This window comes from Neobacillus drentensis (assembly GCF_036965645.1).
GTDB classification, from domain to species: Bacteria; Bacillota; Bacilli; order Bacillales; family Cytobacillaceae; genus Neobacillus; species Neobacillus drentensis_D.
This window is the reverse complement of record NZ_JBALPZ010000049.1, coordinates 25,631-44,474: the sequence shown is the minus strand read 5'-3', so window position 1 is coordinate 44,474 and position 18,844 is coordinate 25,631. Positions and strand designations below refer to the sequence as shown.

At 40.7% G+C, this 18,844-nt stretch carries 15 protein-coding genes; 1 reads left to right on the top strand and 14 read right to left on the bottom strand.

Annotated elements, in window-relative coordinates; all coding sequences use genetic code 11:
- Nucleotides 1–98 precede the first annotated feature (98 nt).
- The 10 genes from V7266_RS10275 to V7266_RS10230 all read right to left on the bottom strand — a co-directional run bounded on the left by V7266_RS10275 (nucleotide 99) and on the right by V7266_RS10230 (nucleotide 11,602).
- Nucleotides 99–1,277: a substrate-binding domain-containing protein gene (locus tag V7266_RS10275; protein WP_335467795.1), complete on the bottom strand. Its 1,179-nt coding sequence runs from the start codon at nucleotides 1,275–1,277 to the stop codon at nucleotides 99–101.
- Between the two features lie 242 nt (nucleotides 1,278–1,519).
- Entirely contained in the window at nucleotides 1,520–2,362 is an 843-nt protein-coding gene (locus tag V7266_RS10270) for a sugar phosphate isomerase/epimerase family protein (protein WP_026565962.1), read from the bottom strand.
- A 56-nt stretch (nucleotides 2,363–2,418) separates the two neighbouring features.
- Nucleotides 2,419–3,453, bottom strand: coding sequence for a zinc-dependent alcohol dehydrogenase family protein (locus V7266_RS10265; RefSeq protein ID WP_335467794.1), 1,035 nt, complete (start codon nucleotides 3,451–3,453; stop codon nucleotides 2,419–2,421).
- 150 nt (nucleotides 3,454–3,603) lie between these two features.
- Nucleotides 3,604–4,575: a sugar phosphate isomerase/epimerase family protein gene (locus V7266_RS10260; RefSeq protein ID WP_335467793.1), complete on the bottom strand. Its 972-nt coding sequence runs from the start codon at nucleotides 4,573–4,575 to the stop codon at nucleotides 3,604–3,606.
- Complete coding sequence (locus V7266_RS10255) at nucleotides 4,572–5,750, bottom strand: Gfo/Idh/MocA family protein (protein WP_335467792.1); 1,179 nt, start codon at nucleotides 5,748–5,750, stop codon at nucleotides 4,572–4,574. Before V7266_RS10255 ends, V7266_RS10260 begins: the two co-directional genes overlap by 4 nt.
- Nucleotides 5,751–5,922: 172 nt before the next feature.
- Entirely contained in the window at nucleotides 5,923–6,903 is a 981-nt protein-coding gene (locus V7266_RS10250) for an ABC transporter permease (protein WP_335467791.1), read from the bottom strand.
- On the bottom strand, nucleotides 6,884–8,380 hold the full coding sequence (locus V7266_RS10245) for a sugar ABC transporter ATP-binding protein (RefSeq protein ID WP_335467790.1): 1,497 nt from the start codon (nucleotides 8,378–8,380) through the stop codon (nucleotides 6,884–6,886). The genes V7266_RS10250 and V7266_RS10245 overlap by 20 nt, the downstream gene beginning before the upstream one ends.
- A gap of 65 nt (nucleotides 8,381–8,445) precedes the next feature.
- Nucleotides 8,446–9,615, bottom strand: coding sequence for a substrate-binding domain-containing protein (locus tag V7266_RS10240; RefSeq protein WP_335467789.1), 1,170 nt, complete (start codon nucleotides 9,613–9,615; stop codon nucleotides 8,446–8,448).
- Between the two features lie 198 nt (nucleotides 9,616–9,813).
- Complete coding sequence (locus V7266_RS10235) at nucleotides 9,814–10,689, bottom strand: substrate-binding domain-containing protein (RefSeq protein WP_335467788.1); 876 nt, start codon at nucleotides 10,687–10,689, stop codon at nucleotides 9,814–9,816.
- A gap of 199 nt (nucleotides 10,690–10,888) precedes the next feature.
- On the bottom strand, nucleotides 10,889–11,602 hold the full coding sequence (locus V7266_RS10230) for a LytR/AlgR family response regulator transcription factor (protein ID WP_335467787.1): 714 nt from the start codon (nucleotides 11,600–11,602) through the stop codon (nucleotides 10,889–10,891).
- 249 nt (nucleotides 11,603–11,851) lie between these two features.
- Here V7266_RS10230 and V7266_RS10225 point away from each other — a divergent pair, with 249 nt between their 5' ends.
- Nucleotides 11,852–14,404 (top strand): substrate-binding domain-containing protein, encoded by a 2,553-nt coding sequence (locus V7266_RS10225; protein ID WP_335467786.1) that lies wholly within the window; start codon nucleotides 11,852–11,854, stop codon nucleotides 14,402–14,404.
- A gap of 229 nt (nucleotides 14,405–14,633) precedes the next feature.
- Here the strand turns inward: V7266_RS10225 and larC are convergent, their stop codons facing one another.
- The 4 genes from larC to V7266_RS10205 form a co-directional block, all read right to left on the bottom strand.
- A complete protein-coding gene (gene larC / locus V7266_RS10220) occupies nucleotides 14,634–15,017 on the bottom strand; it encodes a nickel insertion protein (protein ID WP_335467785.1) in 384 nt (127 codons plus the stop codon).
- A 59-nt stretch (nucleotides 15,018–15,076) separates the two neighbouring features.
- Nucleotides 15,077–16,084, bottom strand: coding sequence for a LarC family nickel insertion protein (locus tag V7266_RS10215; RefSeq protein WP_335467784.1), 1,008 nt, complete (start codon nucleotides 16,082–16,084; stop codon nucleotides 15,077–15,079).
- 113 nt (nucleotides 16,085–16,197) lie between these two features.
- Nucleotides 16,198–16,959 carry a nickel pincer cofactor biosynthesis protein LarB gene (larB, locus tag V7266_RS10210; protein WP_335467783.1) on the bottom strand — a complete coding sequence of 254 codons (762 nt, stop codon included), beginning with the start codon at nucleotides 16,957–16,959 and terminating at the stop codon, nucleotides 16,198–16,200.
- 35 nt (nucleotides 16,960–16,994) lie between these two features.
- Entirely contained in the window at nucleotides 16,995–18,803 is a 1,809-nt protein-coding gene (locus V7266_RS10205; protein ID WP_335467782.1) for a sigma-54 interaction domain-containing protein, read from the bottom strand.
- Nucleotides 18,804–18,844: the final 41 nt, after the last annotated feature.

Genomic DNA, 18,844 nt, shown 5'->3' with positions numbered 1-18,844 from the left:
TTTTGACCAAAGGTAGACTTTGACTGCTTTTTAATAAATAAGGAGTTTTTCTAAAAAAAAGAAGCTCTAAAAATTGAGCCTCTTTTTTTCAGCTGTTGTTATTTTGCTGCACCTTGAATAGATTTTGGTGCGTCTTGATGATATACAAGTTTCCATGCGTCTAATACATTTTCTTTCGTAACATTTAAAGCAGGAACGGCTACATAGGCAGGTGCTTCTTTGCCCAGTAAAGAATAACCTGCTAAAATTGCTTCTGAAATTCCCTGGTCATATGGCAGCTGAGCACCTAGACCTTTAATCAGACCATTTGAGGCGATGTCTAAAGCTACGTTTGTCCCTAAATCAATGGTCGTAATGACAAAATCTTTCTTTCCTGCAGTACGGGCTGCTGCTAATGCACCTTCAGCCGGAACGTCCCAAACGACAAACATTCCATCAAGGTCACGATTTTTGGTCAGCATACCTGATGCTACTTTTTCTCCATCGTTAGGGCCAATGATTCCGCCGCGTTCCACGATTTTGATTTTCGGATATTTTTCTTTGATTGTTTTTTCAAAGGCTTCTGTACGCTGTTTGGTTACAAAATAATCTGCATCATGATAAATGACACCTATCTTTCCTTTTCCGCCAAGCTGTTTTGCCATGATTTCCGCTGCTTGAACACCATTCCCATAGTTATCTGCAGATACTACGCTCACATAATCTTTACCAGCTTCTAATCCTTTTGGCTTATTATCCATGAACACAACTTTGACTCCTGCATCTGCCGCTTTCTTAAAAGCGGATGCAGTTGAAACAGGGTCTACTGGTATCCCAACAATAATATCTGGCTTTTTAGCTAAAACCGTTTCAATATCTGATACTTGTTTCTCGGCCTTGAACTGGGCATCAGTAACAGCTACGACTTTAATTCCCATTTTTGCAAAAGTTGCTTTTAAGCCATTGATTTGTGCTGTTGCCCAGTCATTACCAGCATAGTGCATGACAATGGCTGCTTTGTATTTGCCTTCTTTGATCTTTTGTACCTCTTCTTTAGTAAGCTGCAATGTTTTTGCTGAAACAGCGGATTCTCCACTTGGACCTTTACTTAAAATCTCTTGATCAGGAATCTCTTGATTTATAGTGATTGGGCCTGAACTAGCTGTTGTTTCTTCTGTTTTAGTGTTTTCTGTCTCTTTACTTCCCGAGCTAGTGGTGCTGCTATCCTTGCCGCAGCCCACAAGTGCGATACTAGTAATAAATAGAATCATAGTGAAAATAGATAGTAACTTTTTCATAATTAGCCCCCTTTTCGTGCTTGTTATTGATTAATCCTTTGAATGAAATTCTCAAGTATTTGTACCGCTTTTATGTATCACATCCTCTCCTGTCTTGTAATCGATTACATTTTTTACCGAAGTTAATTTTTCCCTTTTTTGACTTTGAAGATGGAATAGACCTTTTAAATAGATTAATTGGGCGAACCAGTTGCATTTAAACTCCCTGTATCCGCCCGGATTCTAATTTTCCAATTAAGTTATTACTTACATCCAATTCCTTTTAACTTTTCTGTCAAGTAATCAATGGATGTTTTTGCATACCAATCAGGATCTGCTTTTCTAGTACCAAATCCAATTTCCATTGAGAGGTAGCCCTTGTAATCAATTTCCTTTAATGCTTTTAATACGGAATCCCAATTTACCGTTCCTTGTCCAGGCGGTAAACGATCGTCATCCGAAATATGAACATGATGCAACTTATCTTTCATTTTATAAACATAATCACTCGGTACTTCATTACGATATAGGGCATGGAACGTATCAAACATCACTTTCACATTGGATTCACCTGATTCTTCTGCCAACTGCAGGGCATCATCTGCCGATTCAATTAAATTACAATCAGCAGCTTGAGGTTCAACTACTAATGTGATTCCAAGGTCTTTCGCATATTTTGCCACATCTTGCAAACCTTCGCGGCTATATTTCCATGCTTCTTGTTTGTTCATACCAAAACCAAACCAGCCGGCAAGCCACATCACAGTTGGGCATTCCCAGTCATGCGCTAAACGAATGACTTCCTTATAATGATTGATCGTAAATTCACGCTCTTCTTTCAAAGCTGAACTTGGATTCACTCCAGGTCCTCCTCCAGGTGCGGGAAGCATAGCAGCTACATTAAGATTATTTCTTTTTAAATGCTGAAGAATTTCCTTACGTCTTTGTGTGGATAGATAATCAGGCCATGCATGCGGACTCGCACAACCTATTTCAATTCCATCATATCCAAATGCAGCAATTCGACTAATCACTTCTTCTAATGGATAAAAGGGCAACATGGATGGAAAAGAATTATAAACCCAAGTATTAAATGAAAGTTTCATTTTTTGATCCTCCTCAAAAATTAAGTCTTAAAGCAAATTTTTGTTATTCAATGCGATTATTCCCAAACAAACACAGCTTTTTCCGTCTTTCTTTCGTCAAACATACGGAAAGCTGTTTCCGCTTCTTCCAATTTAAATTGGTGAGTAACCAACTTTTCTACAGGCAGATTCTTTCTAACAATAAACTCCGCAATTTCATCAAATTCTTGAATTGGGAAGTACCAAGAGCCCATTACAGAAATCTGTTTTCGAATTAATTGCGCACTTGGTTTGATTGTTGTCTCTTTACTTTCCCCAATAAAAGCGACACGTCCATGTGCTCTCACGCAATCTAATGCATCATTCTCACCGTAAGGGCTTCCGGAACAATCAATCGCAGCATCTGCACCAAGACCCTTTGTAATACGAGCAATTTCTTCCTGAACATTCATGGTTTTACCATTGATGGTATAATCCGCACCCAATTCCTTCGCAAGCTCCAAGCGCTCATCCAGCATATCAACAGCGATTACTGTTGCGCCTAAGCCTTTAGCGATCATCACACCCGCACCGCCCATAGGACCCATTCCAAAAATGACCAGGTAGTCTCTTCCGGAAATTCCTAATCTCTTTTGCGCATGGTAAAGGGTTCCTACAGCGTCAGTTGAAACAGCGGCCGTTACGAAACTCATGCTATCTGGCAGTCTCATACAGTTTTCAGCTGGAACCACCATGTATTCTGCGTCACCGCCGTGAGAGTCAAAGCCGATACACTTAAATTCTTTGCAGAACATTTTGTAGCCGCTCTTACAATGTGCACATTCCCCGCAGCCAAGAGCTAAGTAAACAGCAACTCGGTCACCCGCTTTGTAATTGGAAACGCCAGCTCCTACTTCCGTGATAACTCCTGCAGGTTCATGCCCTGGTACCGTGCAGCCGCATTTTGTTCCTTCAAAAACGGAAGTTCCATAATATAAGCTCATATCGCTTCGGCAAATAGCGGAAGCTTTTAATTGAACTAATACTTCTCCTTGGCCAGGTGTTGGGATATCCACCTGACGAATCTCTACCTTTTTATCTCCTGGAAAAAATACTGCATTCATTGTTGTCATCGTACTGCCTCCAATTTAATTGAAATTGTTAAAAATAAGCCACTATATTTCCGGTTTGTCGAAAATGGAGAATCTATCAAATTTCCTTGAGACGGGAGATTTAAGGACCAGCCAGCCATTTGGGAGCATGAGAACCGTCCCCATGCTTCCTTAAGCCCACCACATCTCGGTTATTTGTTCCTTGAACATGGCCCCTTTTAGGAGAGTAATCGCTTTGCTTAATCCCTCGTCGGTGGAAGCCAGCATATCTTCATGTTCGATGGAAATGACATAATCGTATCCGATTGCTCGAAGGGCACTTACTATGTCTTTCCACATTTTTTCGTCCGAGCCGTATCCGACTGATCTAAATGTCCAAGAGCGGTCTAAAATTTGGCTATAATGCTTTGTATCTAAAACACCATTAATCTTGATATTTGCTTGATCTAAATAAGTGTCCTTCGCATGGAAATGGAAGATCGCATTTTCCCTGCCAAGCTTTTTGATGGCCTCGACCGGGTCAATTCCTTGCCAAACAAGATGGCTCGGATCAAAGTTTGCTCCAATGTTTTCGCCGGCATGCTCCCTTAACTTTAGTAGAGTTTCAGGATTATAAACGACAAATCCTGGGTGCATCTCAAAAGCTATTTGATTAATGCCGTGCAACTTCGCGAATTTTGCTTCCTCTTTCCAATAAGGAATAACGACTTCGTTCCATTGCCAGTTCAGCACTTCTAAATATTCCGGAGGCCATGAGCATGTAACCCAGTTTGGATTTTTTGCACTTATATGATCACCCGGACAGCCGGAGAAGCCATTGATTACAGGAACTTCCAAAAGTTCTGCAAGTAATACCGTTTTTCGCCAAACCTCATGTGACTCTTGAGCAATGTTTACATTTGGATGAAGCGGGTTACCGTGGCAGCTTAAGCCGCTGATTGTTATTCCCCTAGTTTCAAGCTCTCTCAGGAATGATTTTCTTTTTTCAGGAGATGCAAGCAATTCATCCGGATTACAGTGATGATTGCCGGGATAATTCCCTGTCCCCAATTCAACAGCCTCCACACCCATGGCTGCCAGTTTATCCAACATTTCTTCAAAAGGCAGGTTCTGATATAAGGGGGTAAATACACCTAATTTCACGCAAGTACCTCCTTGTTAGCCTGAACCTTCACCCATTTCTGCTGCTGGTTACTTTCTAAGATTGCGTCTGTGATACACATCGAAAGGTGTCCATCTGCAAATGTCGCAAAATTTGGCTTGTCTGTTTTCAGGCTTTTGCCGTCACGAACAAACGAGTAGAAATTCAACATCATATTTTTCAAAGCATCCGGCCAGCCCTCATTATGCCCTCCTGGATGATGGATAGCAGACTTTGCCTCTGGTGAAAACAACGCCGGATCCGCTAATAGAACTTCATTTGCTTTATCCCGGTGCCCAATCCATAGCTTCTCAGGCTCTTCCTGATTCCAAAATACTGAAGCTTGATTACCGTTAATCTCAAAGCTTAATCTATTTTTCCGTCCCGCACTTACTTGAGATACCGTAAAGACTCCTCGTGCTCCATCTTCAAACCGGACAAGAACGGATGCATAGTCTTCTGTATTAATTGGTACATCTTCATATTGCCTATCTTCCGCCGTCTGTGCCCCAAAAGTAGCTACGTTTCCTGGCGGTTTCTTTCTTACTGGAACAACAGTTGCTAAATCGGCAAAAACTTCGACAATCCTTTTGCCTGTTACAAATTGGACGGTATCACACCAATGGGAACCAATGTCCGCTACTGCGCGTGACTTTCCGCCTACTTCGGGTGCCAAACGCCAGTTGTAGTCTGTTTCATATAATAACCAGTCCTGCAAGTAGCTTCCGTGAACCAAGTTCACTATCCCAAGATCACCTTCAGTGATTTTCGCTTTTAAGTTTTGTACACTCGCATGCTGTCTGTAATTAAAGTTCACCGCATGGATGACGCCTTGTTTTTCTGCTAACTCCAACAATTCTGCTGATTCATCACTGTTCATAGCCAGTGGTTTCTCTGAGACAACATGCTTTCCAGCTAAAATAATCTCTTTATTAATGGCAAAATGAAGATGATTTGGTGTGCAATTGTGCACGACCTGGATTTCGCTGTCTTTCAGCATTTCTCGGTAATCACCAAATGCCTTCGGAATTCCCAGCTCAGCTGCCTTTTTTTCAGCCATTTCTTGACTGGTTTCCGCCAAACCAGCTACTTCTACAAAACCAAGCCTTCTAATGGCTTCTATGTGAGTCGGCCCGATAAAACCAGTACCGATGATACCAACTTTAATCTTCTCCACCTTTCTTCCTCCTGTTCATGATCGTGTAGTTCAAGAATGGAAATTTATAGACCATATAGGGTCATTCCACTTTTTTTGAAAAGAATTCCGCTTTTTTTATCATTAATTCCGTCAATTTCCGGGGGAATTCCGCAGAATTCTGCTATTATTCCGCGGAAACCTCTATTAAAAATTACCTCTTCAACGCTTTCTTACCAAAAGCCACCGCCAAGATAATGATAACTCCTTTGATAATCATTTGCTGGCTGACATCAAGACCCATGATAATCAAACCATTGTTGATCGTACCAATCATTAAGGAACCAACAATCGTTCCGATGATTGTTCCTACACCGCCAAACAAGCTTGTTCCACCAAGGATAACCGCAGCAATAACAGAAAGCTCATCCCCTTCACCGAAGGAAAAACGTCCGGCATTCATACGGCCCGCATAAAGGAGACCAGCTAACCCAGCCATTAAACCAGTTGCAAGAAAAACCATTAACTTGATCTTCATTGTCTTTACGCCAGAGAATCTTGCCGCATTTTCGTTACCGCCTGTCGCCAATACCTGACGGCCAAAAGATGTTTTACGAAGTAAGATATGAGCAATCACTGTAAATACTAGAGTCCAAATAAGTAGAACTGGAATCGGCCCAATATCCCCTGAACCAAAAATGAAATTGAAATTTGCATCTACAATCGGAACTGGAGCAGTATCTGTAACCCACATCGCAGCACCTTTTACAGCTCCCATTGTTCCAAGTGTTACTAAGAAAGAAGGAATCGCTACTTTTGTTACTAGCAAACCATTGATTAATCCAACCACAAGTCCAGTACCTACACCGCCGATGAGTCCACCAATAATGCCATAGCCCGCTTGGATGGCTAATGCACCGACTAGAGAAGAAAGGGCAGCAATGGAACCAACAGAAAGGTCAATCTCCCCTGTACTAATAACGAATGTCATGGCCAACGCCATCAAAGAAATCGTCGCTGTTTGTCTAACAATGTTTAATAAGTTCCCTGAAGTTAAAAAACCTTCATCACTTAAGGTGATAGAAAAATAGATTAATACGCCCACGAAGGCAAAATAGACAATATAATTACGCCACTCGAATCCTTTCAATGAAGGAGTGGCTGGCTTTTGAATACTAGAAACCTTGGATTGCATATTGTAATTCCTCCTCTGATTTAATCTCCCTGCGGGTCATTTCCTTTTTAATTTCCCCATCATGCATAACGATGACACGATCACTCAAAGCAAGCAGTTCTGGAAGTTCGGAAGAAACCACAAGGATTGCCTTGCCGTTTTCGGCCATGGCTCTAATAATCTCCACAATTTCCGTTTTTGCACCAATATCCACACCAATCGTTGGTTCATCCAACATCAAGACAGTAGGGTCGTTCGCCAGCCATTTAGCTAGAACGATTTTTTGCTGATTACCGCCCGATAACAACCCGGCCTTTTTAAAAATATTATCGGTTTTAATATTTAACTTCCTTACAAATTCATTACTAATGTCATTAGATTTCTTACTATCAATAAAAGCTCCTTTTTTCACCTTTGAAAGAATTGGAAGAATCATATTATCCTTGACACTATGTTCAAGGACCAATCCCTGCATCCGGCGGTCCTCCGGAATCAGTGCAAGTCCGGCTTCTATGGCATTCTTAGGATTCTTAATGGAATGTTTTTGACCATTGATGTAGATGTCTCCACTCTTAATTGGGTCAATCCCGAAGAGATTTCGAAGTAATTCCGTCCGGCCGCTTCCCATTAACCCGGCAATTCCAACGATTTCACCCGGCTGAATTTTCAGATTAATATCCTGGACATGTTCGGCACTTAAGTTTCTTACTTCAAAAATGGGCGGCACGTCCGTTGCGTAGGAACGTTCTTTCCATTCAAAAGCTTGGTCAAATTGCATACCGACTATATGTGAAATTACAGTATCAAGATCAGTTTCACTGCATTTTTCTGTTGTGACATATCGGCCATCACGCATAATCGTGATTCGGTCACATATTTCAAAGATTTCATCCATCCGGTGAGAAATATAGATGATGGAATAACCTTTTGCTTTCAATTTGTTAATAAAACTAAAGAGTACTTCCGTTTCATTTTTGGTTAAGGACGAGGTTGGCTCATCCATAATCAGAATCTTTGCTTCTTGGGAAAGTGCTTTGGCTATTTCCGTCATCTGCCAATAGCCGACCCCCAAATTTTGAACTACATCATTGGGTCTAATATCTACGCCTAATTCTTCTAGCAATTTTTCTGTTTTCTTCTCACAATCCTTATCATCGAGCAGCCCTAATGATGTTTTCTTCTCACGAGTAAGATAGATGTTTTGAGCGACGGTAAGGGTAGGAATTAAACTAAACTCTTGGAAAATCATCGATATATTATTCTTTTGAGCATCATCATAACTTTTAATGCTTACCGGTTTTCCTTCAATTAAAATCTCGCCGCTGTCTGCAGAGTATACGCCTGTGAGGATTTTCATTAACGTCGATTTCCCGGCACCATTTCCCCCCATCAAGGCGTGAACTTCACCTTTTTTGACGGAGAAATGGACATCGTTTAAAACGGTAATCCCATTAAAAGCTTTATTAATACCTCTCATTTCGAGAATCGGTTGTTCCATCCAAGTTCACCTTCTTTTTATGTTAGAGGCTGCTTTCAAAAGCAGCCTTTATCCTTTTTTTAAAATTATTTCATCGCATTTTTTACTGTGTCAGGAGCCTCTGTTCCGTAGATTAACTTCCATTCATCTAATACATTCTCTTTCGTAACTTTGATGGATGGTGAAGCAACATACGCTGGTGCTTCTTTTCCTAATAGGGCATAGCCGGCAAGGATCGCTTGTGCTACACCTTGGTCATATGGCAGCTGTGCTCCAAGACCTTTAACAATTCCATCTTGTGCAATGGAGATCGCTACGTTTGTACCTAAGTCAACTGTTGTAACAACTAGGTCATCCCTGCCAGCCGTTCTTGCTGCAGCCATAACACCTTCAGCCGGTACATCCCATGGCGCGAAGATACCATCAATATCATGGTGTCTTGTCAACATAGCAGATGCTACTTCTTCTGCCTGATTTGGACCAGTAATCCCACTTTTTGCGACAATCTCAATATTTGGATATTTTTCTTTGATTCTTTTTTCAAAAGCATCAGAACGGTTTTTGGTTACAAAGAAGTTTACATCGTGATACACAATGCCGACTTTACCCTTTCCGCCAAGTTTTTCAGCCATAATGTCTGCTGCGGTTGCTCCGTTACCCATGTTGTCACCAGACACAATACTGATGTAATCTTTACCTGCAACTAAACCTTGTGCAGCACCATCCATGAATACTAACTTTACGCCTTGGGCAACAGCCTTTTTATAAGCTGGTGCGGTAGATACGGCATCAACTGGAACAGAAATCATAATGTCCGGCTTTTTCGCTAAAACGGTTTCGATATCATTTACTTGCTTTTCCGCTTTGAACTGTGCATCTGTTACAGCAACGATCTTGATGCCCATCTTCTTAAATGTATCCTTCATCGCACCAACTGCGGCATTCATATAGTCAGTACCTGAGTAGTGCATAACAATCGCCGCTTTATAATGACCTTCTTTAATCTTCTTTAGCTCATCTTGCGTAAGCTGCAATGTCTTAGCTGAAACGGCCTGTTCTCCGTTCGGCCCTTTATCTTGTACCGCTAAATCAGGAATCTTTGGATTGATCGTTAATGGTCCTGAAGCTGTTTCTGAGTAGTTTTCATTCTTTTTCGTGCTCGCTGGTTCAGATGTAGATTTTTTTCCGCCACACCCTGCAAGAAAAACACTTAAAACAAGTAACAGTAAAACTGTAATAGAAAAACTCTTTTTCATTTGATTACCTCCACTATAGTAGTTATTTAGTTGAAGCTCGTTATTTGTCGGTACCACCTTACAATCTATAAGTGTGGCACCACCCCCTTTTCATAAATGTAAGCTTAATAGAATATTACTAGTAATGGATTACATTCATTTAAGTTATAAAACCAGGTTTCTGCGGACCCTAAAAAATGTAATTGATTACATTTTTATCTAAAAAATTTTCACATTCTGATGACAAGACTGTCTTATAATCAACTGTTCAGCTAAAAAAATTTGTTCGTATTTGATTTCCTCTTTGTTGATGAGCCTGAATAGTAATTCCGCCACTTTCTCACCAATTTCAAAAGCGGGCTGGGCAATCGTTGTCAGACCTGGTTCGAATATGGACGAGAATTTCAGATTATCGAAACCGAGAACCGAAATATCCTCTGGCACCTTAAGCCCCTTAGATTTAATGGCTTTAATGACTCCCATTGCCATTTCATCATTGGCAGCGAAAATCGCAGATGGGAGTTGACCAATGGCAAAAAACTTCATCATTAGGTTAAAACCGCTTTCAAAAGATAAATCACCTTCCTGGACTAACACAGGATCCACGATAAGGTTGTTGCTTGACATTGCTTGATAAAATCCTTTGAGACGGTCTCGGTTCAAGACACTATTGAGAGGTCCAATAATGCAGCCAATTCTTTCGTGTCCCAAATCGATTAAATATTCTGTTGCTTTTCTGGCACCGCTTATGTTATCAATCGAAACAGTTGTGATGTTGGAACCTTCCATATACTTACATGCAAGGACCAACGGAAATCTTTGGGCCGCCTCTTCAACGGTTGCTGTATCCGTTTGGGCAGTTAATAAAACCATTCCATCTGCTTTTTTTTGATGCAAAAGGTTTAAAAACCCCTTTTCTCGTTCCAGATCATTGCCCGTATCACCGAGTATAACTTGATATCCATTTGTAAGCGCTACTGCTTCAATCCCCCTAAACACCTTTAAAAAAAAAGGATTTGTAATGTCAGGCACAACAACTAGAATGGTTTTAGCAGAAACTATTTCCTTCTTTGCTACATCTACAATCCCTACCATCTTTGTTATTTGTCCTTTCTTGTTTCTATATTTGAATTGTAATCGATTACAAAATTGTCGTCTAATCATCTTCCGACAAGGTTTTTGTCCAATTGAAATCGTTTTCTATCCTTTTGGACATAATCATCGTTCATTCGGACAATAAATCATAAATTTTTTAAAAAAACAAAAAAAATTGAGGTCCGGTAGATCCCTGACCTCACAACGATTTATTTTTTTGTAATTCTGCTAACTTATTCTTGGAAACTTTTGCTGTCTCCTCATAATTTTTAAAATATGCTTTGTATGTTTGCCCTGCCGTTTCAATCCTCTTTAAATATTGCAAATTAATAATATAGGAACGATGGGAGGCTACAAAACGGGAATCAAGAAGTTCTTCAAGATTCGTTAACGCCTCATTTACCTCTATTTTTTGATCAATTGTATGAATGACGGCCTTCCGGTCCGCTCGTTCAATAAAAATAATGTCATCTAACGGTATAAAAGAAAACTGATTGGACTGTTTAACCATTAAATCCTTCTTAACGGTTTGGCGCCCGCTTTCAGCCACAGGCTTGGCAAGTGCAGCTGCTCGTCCTAACGCTGCATAAAGACGGTCTCGGTCAATAGGTTTGACAATGTAATCGATTGCATTTACACTAAAAGCTTCTAAGGCAAACTCATCATGCCCGGTGATAAAGATAACTTGTAATGACGGGACTACTTTTTTACAAGACTTCACCGCTTCCATCCCATTCAACAATGGCATATTAATATCAACCAAAATGATGTCTGGCTTTTCTATCATCACCTTGCAAATTAAATCCTCACCATTAACCGCTTCTCCAACCATTTCATAACTCAGCAAGGGTTTAATGAGATGCTTCAATAGTTTTCTCGATGGTGAATGGTCCTCTGCAATTAAAACTCTCAAAAGATCACCTCATATAAAAGCTTTTATTTAAACATTAATATAAAAATAATAGATAACATACTACTATTTGAAATCGCCGTCAAACTAACTACTTTCAGTATAAGGCAGTTTAAGCAGGATAGGAAGTATTTTAATATTAAATAGATATGGTGGTTTTTTGCAGTTTTAAAGAAGAATTACTATGGACTATACTAAAGCTACAGCTTCAGGAAAATGCATGTCTATTCTTTCGGAAGGCAGGGTATAAAAGTGGAAATTACCCCTAACGAAAATTTATATAAAGAAGTTTTACAAACCATGTCTGAATGCGTGATTATTCATAAAAAGTCGGGTAGAATGATTGCGCTTAATGAAAATGTTGAAAAGGTATTAGGTATTAAATCAGATTTATTAACAGAATCCAATGTAAGCCAATTAGAATATGTAAAAGAAGATGGATCCCCCCTATCCTATTCGGAATTGCCAGGAATTATCACCCTCGAACAGGGCATTCCTTTCCATGATTATGTCTTGGGATTAAGCGATCGATATAATGGGACTAAATGGCTTTCCATTACTTCAAAACCACTTAAATTACATAAAGACGGGGAACAAGCTGCGCTTGTGACCATATCGGATATTACCGAAAGAAAAAAAATGGAACAAACAATCATTCAGGCAAAAGAAGCGGCGGAAAAAGCAAACCTAACCAAATCGGACTTTCTTTCCAAAATGAGTCATGAACTCCGGACCCCTTTGAACGGAATCCTTGGTTTTGCCCAGCTATTAGAAATAGATGAAACCTTAAATGAGGAGCAGAAGGACTTTGTCCAAGAAATCTTAAGCGGAGGGAAGCATTTATTAAGCTTAATTAATGATATTTTAGATTTATCCAGAATCGATACAGGTCAAATAAAAGTTTCAATTGAAGAGGTAGATCTGCTGACCATTATCAATGATTGTATCCATATCGTGCAGCCTCTTGCCATGAAAAAAAGAATTACAATTCATAATCAAATGGACCATTCACAAACCGTAACCGTTCTTGCCGATCCGATTCGCCTTAAACAAATCCTACTTAATCTTCTCGATAATTCCATTAAATATAACCGGGAAGACGGCAAAGTCATGATTTTCTCGTATATGAAACAAAACGAGGCTGTTATTCATATCGCGGATACAGGAGTTGGGCTTTCTGTTGAAGAATATCAGAAAGTGTTTGTCCCATTTTATCGGATTGAAGGAACACAAGAGGAAGGTACGGGCATTGGATTATCTTTAGTAAAGCAACTTGTCCAACTTATGAGTGGAAAAATTAGTGTAGTGAGCCAAAAAGGAATCGGCAGCGATTTTCGCTTTAGCCTCCCCCTTCCCCTTGATTTAACGACCGCGATCCAATGGGGGGAAGAAGTGATGGATTTACCAACAAAGAATCCTAAGTCAGATCACTATGGTTTGCTGTATGTGGAAGATAATGAATCTAACTTACACCTGGTGAAGAACATCCTGAAATCTCAGCCATCCTATACGATCTTAACTGCTCGTTCCGGAAAAGAAGGATTGGCACTGGCTAGGACTGAAAAAGTAGATTTAATTCTACTAGATCTTAACCTCCCAGATATGCATGGCTATGAGGTGTTTGACCTTATAAAACAGGATGAAAAAACGAAGGATATTGCGATTATTGCTGTCAGTGCCAATGCCATGCCTCAGGACATCCAGCAGACATTAGGCAAGGGGTTTGATAATTATCTGACAAAACCTGTTAATGTAAAGGAGTTCTTAACAACTATATACGAAACTTTAACTAGTACAATTAATCAAAATATACCCGAACATAAAATTTTAAGTACCGGACCAAATGGAGAGGAAGCTGTATCTGCCAAAACACTTCAGTTGTCTTTGAAAGATTTGAAAAGGCTTAGAGAAAAGAACTATACAGCTGCTATTGCCATGCACTATACCGGGAATAATTGGGCAAGAGCACAAATCGAAGGATTGAAGACAACTTTTAATAAAATGGGGATTAGGGTCGTGGCTGTAACTGATGCCGAATTTAACTGGGAAAAGCAAGTTGCAGACATTCAAAAGATATTAGCAATAAAACCGGATATTATTGTTAGTCTTCCCATCGATCCGTTATTAACCGCGGGTGCCTTTCAAACCGCAGCTCAATCAGGTGTTAAGCTGGTTTTTATGGACAATACACCATACGGGTTGGAACCGGGTGAGGATTATGTAAGCGTCGTTTCAGCCGACAATTATGGAAACGGGGTCTATTCCGCCGACATCATGGCAGAAAAAATAGGTTTTAAAGGCAAGATTGGGGTCATATACTACGATGCTGATTTTTTTGTAACGAAACAAAGATTAACGGCTTTTGAAAGGAGGATTAGAGAAAGTTATCCTGAAATTCAAATCATAGCCCGCAGCGGTTTTACTAGTCCGAATAATGGGAAAGAGATTACAGACGCTATGCTTTCTCAACACCTAGATTTGAAAGGAATCTTTGTTGTCTGGGATTTGGTGGCGGAAGGTGCTATGGCCTCCGCCCGTGCCGCAGGAAAACATGATTTAGTTATTACGACAATTGATTTGGGTACCAATGCTGCCGTAGAAATCGCAAAAGATGGACTTATCAAGGGCTCGGGTTCGCAGATGCCCTACCATCAAGGAGTGGCCGAGGCGATCTTGGCCGGTTATGCACTGCTCGGCAAACCAGCACCGGCTTATGTAGCTGTACCGGCTCTAAAAGTAACGAAAGAAAATCTCCTTGAAGCATGGAAACTCGTGTATAACCAAGATCCCTCGGAAATTAAATAGGTACATAAATCTTATTAAATAAACCCATGAAGCAGCCAAAGAAAAAACCAACTTTCATTTATAATTAGAATTAGGTTGGTTTTTTCTTTATATTTGTTACTGGATGGAGCTTACCATATATTCAAAAAAGCACCCTTTCCTTCAAAATTTTGAAGGAAAAAATGCTTTTCAAATATTTTAGAGACTTTTTCAGTGCCCTCATCATTCCATGCGCCTCTTTTAAAATCTTTTATTTCATTGCGGACTGATATATTTGTTGAAAGGGAACCTGGTGTTCTCTTGCCGCTTTTGCCACATCTTCATATTCAGGGGCTTGGTGCAGCATCCTATTCTCCATAAACGCCTGCTTCACCTTTATCTTTCCATAAGGTGTGTCAGCAATAAAAAACTTTCTTTCCAGAATTTTACGGCTCCAATGACTTCTTCGGACCCCAAGAGTCGTGGTTTCAACCAACAAGATTTCTTCACAGAGATCGGCTGATTCTATGGATGCCAAGACCGTCACAAGCGTACCTGGCCGATTTTTCTTCATGTAAACCGGTGTATAAAATACATCAAGTGCACCCGCTGACAAGAGTCGCTCCATCGTATACCCAAGACCTTCCCCTGTCATATCATCCAGTTGCGCCTCCAACACAAAAATTGATTCACGTTCATGTAAATCTTCGGCTTTTAATGTTTTTTTTTTAAGTCGGATGCTGTAATAAGCATCACTCTTAATACATTCGGATGATCAAAATCTTTCTCCCCAGCACCATACCCAATCTCTTCTACAGTAAATCCACCCGGAAGGATAAATTCTTTCACAAGTGCTCGTAAAATTCCTGCGCCAGTTGGGGTTGTTAATTCCCCCTTTACGTTTAGTTCAGCTAGCGGAATTCCCCTTAGTAATTCCATCGTCGCTGGGGCGGGGATTGGATATAAACCATGGGCCATCCACTTTTTTCCTGACCCTGTTGGTACAGGTGAGGCATAAATGTCGTCAATACCAAGACTTTCAAGTGCTAAACAGACACCAATTGTGTCAATAATTGAATCCATTGCTCCCACTTCATGGAAATGAACATCACTAGGATGGACTCCATGAATTTTTCCTTCAGCAATCGCGATTTCTTTAAAAATTGCCATACTTCGCTCTTTAACCCTCGACGGAAGATCACTTTGCTCAATCATTTCCAAGATCATCGCTGCACTTCGATGGACATGGTCATGACTGTGGCTATGATTTTTCTCATGAACATGATCATGGCTGTGACTATGAACATGTTCATGGCTGTGACTATGACCATGCTCGTGAACATGGTCATGGCTGTGATTATGTCCAGGTTCGTGAACATGGTCATGGCTGTGATTATGTCCAGGCTCGTGAACATGGTCATGGCTGTGATTATATCCAGGCTCGTGAACATGGTCATGGCTGTGATTATGTCCATGTTCGTGACTGTGCTCATGACTATGGATATGTTCACTATTTTTTGAAGGTGATGGAAAATTGATTTCCAATTTGGTTGCATTGATACCAAGTTTAATGATTTTATGTACTTTAATCTCAAATGGATCCACTGGTAATTGCCTTAAATGATCCACTATATATGATAAATCCGCCCCCATATCGATTAGCGCACCCAATGTCATATCCCCTGAAATCCCAGAAATACAGTCTAAATAAATCGCTTTCATTATGATTTCCTCCTAGGTCGGCATTTATATAAACTTACGGTATAGCCAGGGAACAAGATGGGACAAGATTTTTCTTGTCCCATCTTGTTCACCCTCTAGCTCAAAGAAGAGACTTAATCCCTCTGATCGCCCAATGGTCCTTCCTTTATGGCTTGCTGAATCATGGAGGCGGCCACGGCAGCACCAAATCCATTGTCAATATTCACCACCGTTACACCAGCGGCACAAGAAGTAAGCATTGAAAGCAGCGGTGTCAATCCAGATAAATGGGCACCATAACCAACGCTGGTCGGAACAGCAATCACAGGGCGACGTACCAAACCACCCACGGCACTTGCTAATGCCCCTTCCATTCCAGCGACAACTATGACGATGCTGGCCTCCTGAATCCGCTTCCGCTGAGCAAGCAGTCGATCAATGCCTGCTACACCAACATCATAAATACGATCGACTTCATTTCCCATCCATTCAGCAGTCTGGGCAGCTTCCTGGGCAACTGGCAAATCCGCTGTTCCTGCTGAAAGAACCGCAACCTTACCTGCAAATCGTTTTTCTCCATGACCGATTGTAATTAAACGTGACATCGGATCATAATTGGCATCAGGGAAATCCTGATGAATGATCTCGGCCATTTTTTCAGTAGCTTGCGTAACCATAGCCTTGCCGTGCTTTTGATAGATGCGGGAAAAAATAATTTGAACCTGCTCAATCGTCTTTCCTCTTCCAAAAATAACCTCAGGAAAGCCTGTCCGGGATTCCCGGTCATAGTCAATTTTCACAAATCCCAAATCTTCAAACCCCTGTATCTCTTGTTCAGCTTGGTCAACTGAGATTTCCCCGTTCTGAACTCTATGTAATATTTCCTGTAAACTCATGTTGTCTCCTCCTTTTGTCGTTTAAAATTCGTACACTATCTCGTAATGCCATACTTTTTCATTTTTTTAATCACCGTCGTGTGGGAGACTCCTAGAGCCTGTCCAACCTTGCGAATGGAACCATATCGAGTGAGTGATTCAATAATCAAATCACGTTCTAATACATTAAAGGCGTTATAGTTATCGGATTCAGTTATTTCCATCATTTGAGGATTAGTAGCAGCAATGGCATCTTCAAAGTTTCCCTTTGGCATTGGTGGATGGTACACTGTCCTTGCCAACGGGCCTTCAAATGTCATAACATCCTCAGGGAGATGATGCAGTAGTATGGTAGGTTCAAATATCGTAACTACCAAACGCTCAATTAGATTAGACAACTGACGAACATTACCCGGCCACGAATAATTTTTTAGCGCATGGATCACTTGCGAGTCAATCATTTTTTGGATTCCATGTTTTTGATTGTAGCGATTTAAAAAGTACTGAATCATCGCTGGAATGTCTTCATGTCTTTCCCGTAATGGCGGGATATGAATCGGCACCACGTAAAGCCGGTAGTATAAGTCCTCCCGGAATAATCCCAGCTGAATTCTTTCCTGCAAATTCCGATGGGTTGCTGCAATAATCCGGCAATTCACCTGAAGCGGCTCAACCCCTCCCACCCGGGTAAACTCCTGTTCTTGGAGGACGCGGAGAACTTTTACTTGAAGGGAAGTCGACATTTCACCGATTTCATCTAAGAAGATCATGCCTCCTTCGGCTGCCTCAAATAATCCTTTTTTTCCGGATCTGCTGGCACCCGTAAAAGCCCCTGCTTCATAACCGAACAACTCTGATTCGAGCAAATCCGGAGGAAGAGCGCCGCAATTGATTTTTACAAATGGCCCCTTCGAACGCCGGCTATTCTTATGAATAAAATTTGCGAGAACTTCTTTTCCGACTCCAGACTCTCCCAAAATCAAAACAGTAGAATCAAAATCGGCTACCCTTCCTGCTAAATCAAACACGCTTACCATTTTTGGAGAGACGGCAATCACTTCGTCGGAAAGGACTTGCTTACGAAGCTTCAATATTTCTAATTGATACTCCTGGCTGCGTTTTTGCACAAAATTCAATTCTTCCCTCAGCCTGGCAAGCTCAGTCATATCTCGGACTGTCGCAACTGACCCCTGCACTTTTCCAAACTCATCAATAATGGGCACAGCGCTTACAATATGTTCTTGACCGGTCTGATATCGCTGCAGTCCAATTATTTCTCGTTTTTCCTGTAACGCTTTCCATGTAATCGAAGGTTCCTTAAAAACCCCTTGGCTAAACAGTTCAGTCAAATGCCGGCCGATAAAACGGTTTTCTAAAATGCCAGAAAAACGGGACATGGCTGGGTTGACCCTTGTCACCACACCAAGTGCATCAGTAATCAAAATTCCATCATACGCAGAATCTATAACGGCATCAAGATGTTTGTGCTGCTCAAATACTTCCTTATATTTAGCCCAAATGACTCTTTTCTGTTCGACTATTTTACTTGTCTCTGCTATCCCTATAAATTTATTATTTTTATCAACCACGCCAACTAGACTTGACTTGACAGGAAGTTTTATATCTATTATCTCAGTATCCTCGTAGAAGAAGGGGGTATCCTGAGACCATAATCCCATTTCTTTCCCTGAAGGAAATGAATTTGAAAACAATTGAAATACACCGGCCCAGCATCCTTGATCAATGACCGGTATTACCTCAGTGGATAACGTTTTCATCTTCGCTACAATTTGGTCGTATTCATGCTGAAGCATGCTCGACTCAACCATAAATGCAGGTGTTTGTGTTATATCTGAGAGAAGCATTGTTTCCCCCTCCATTTACTAAAATAAGCGGTTAATTTAAA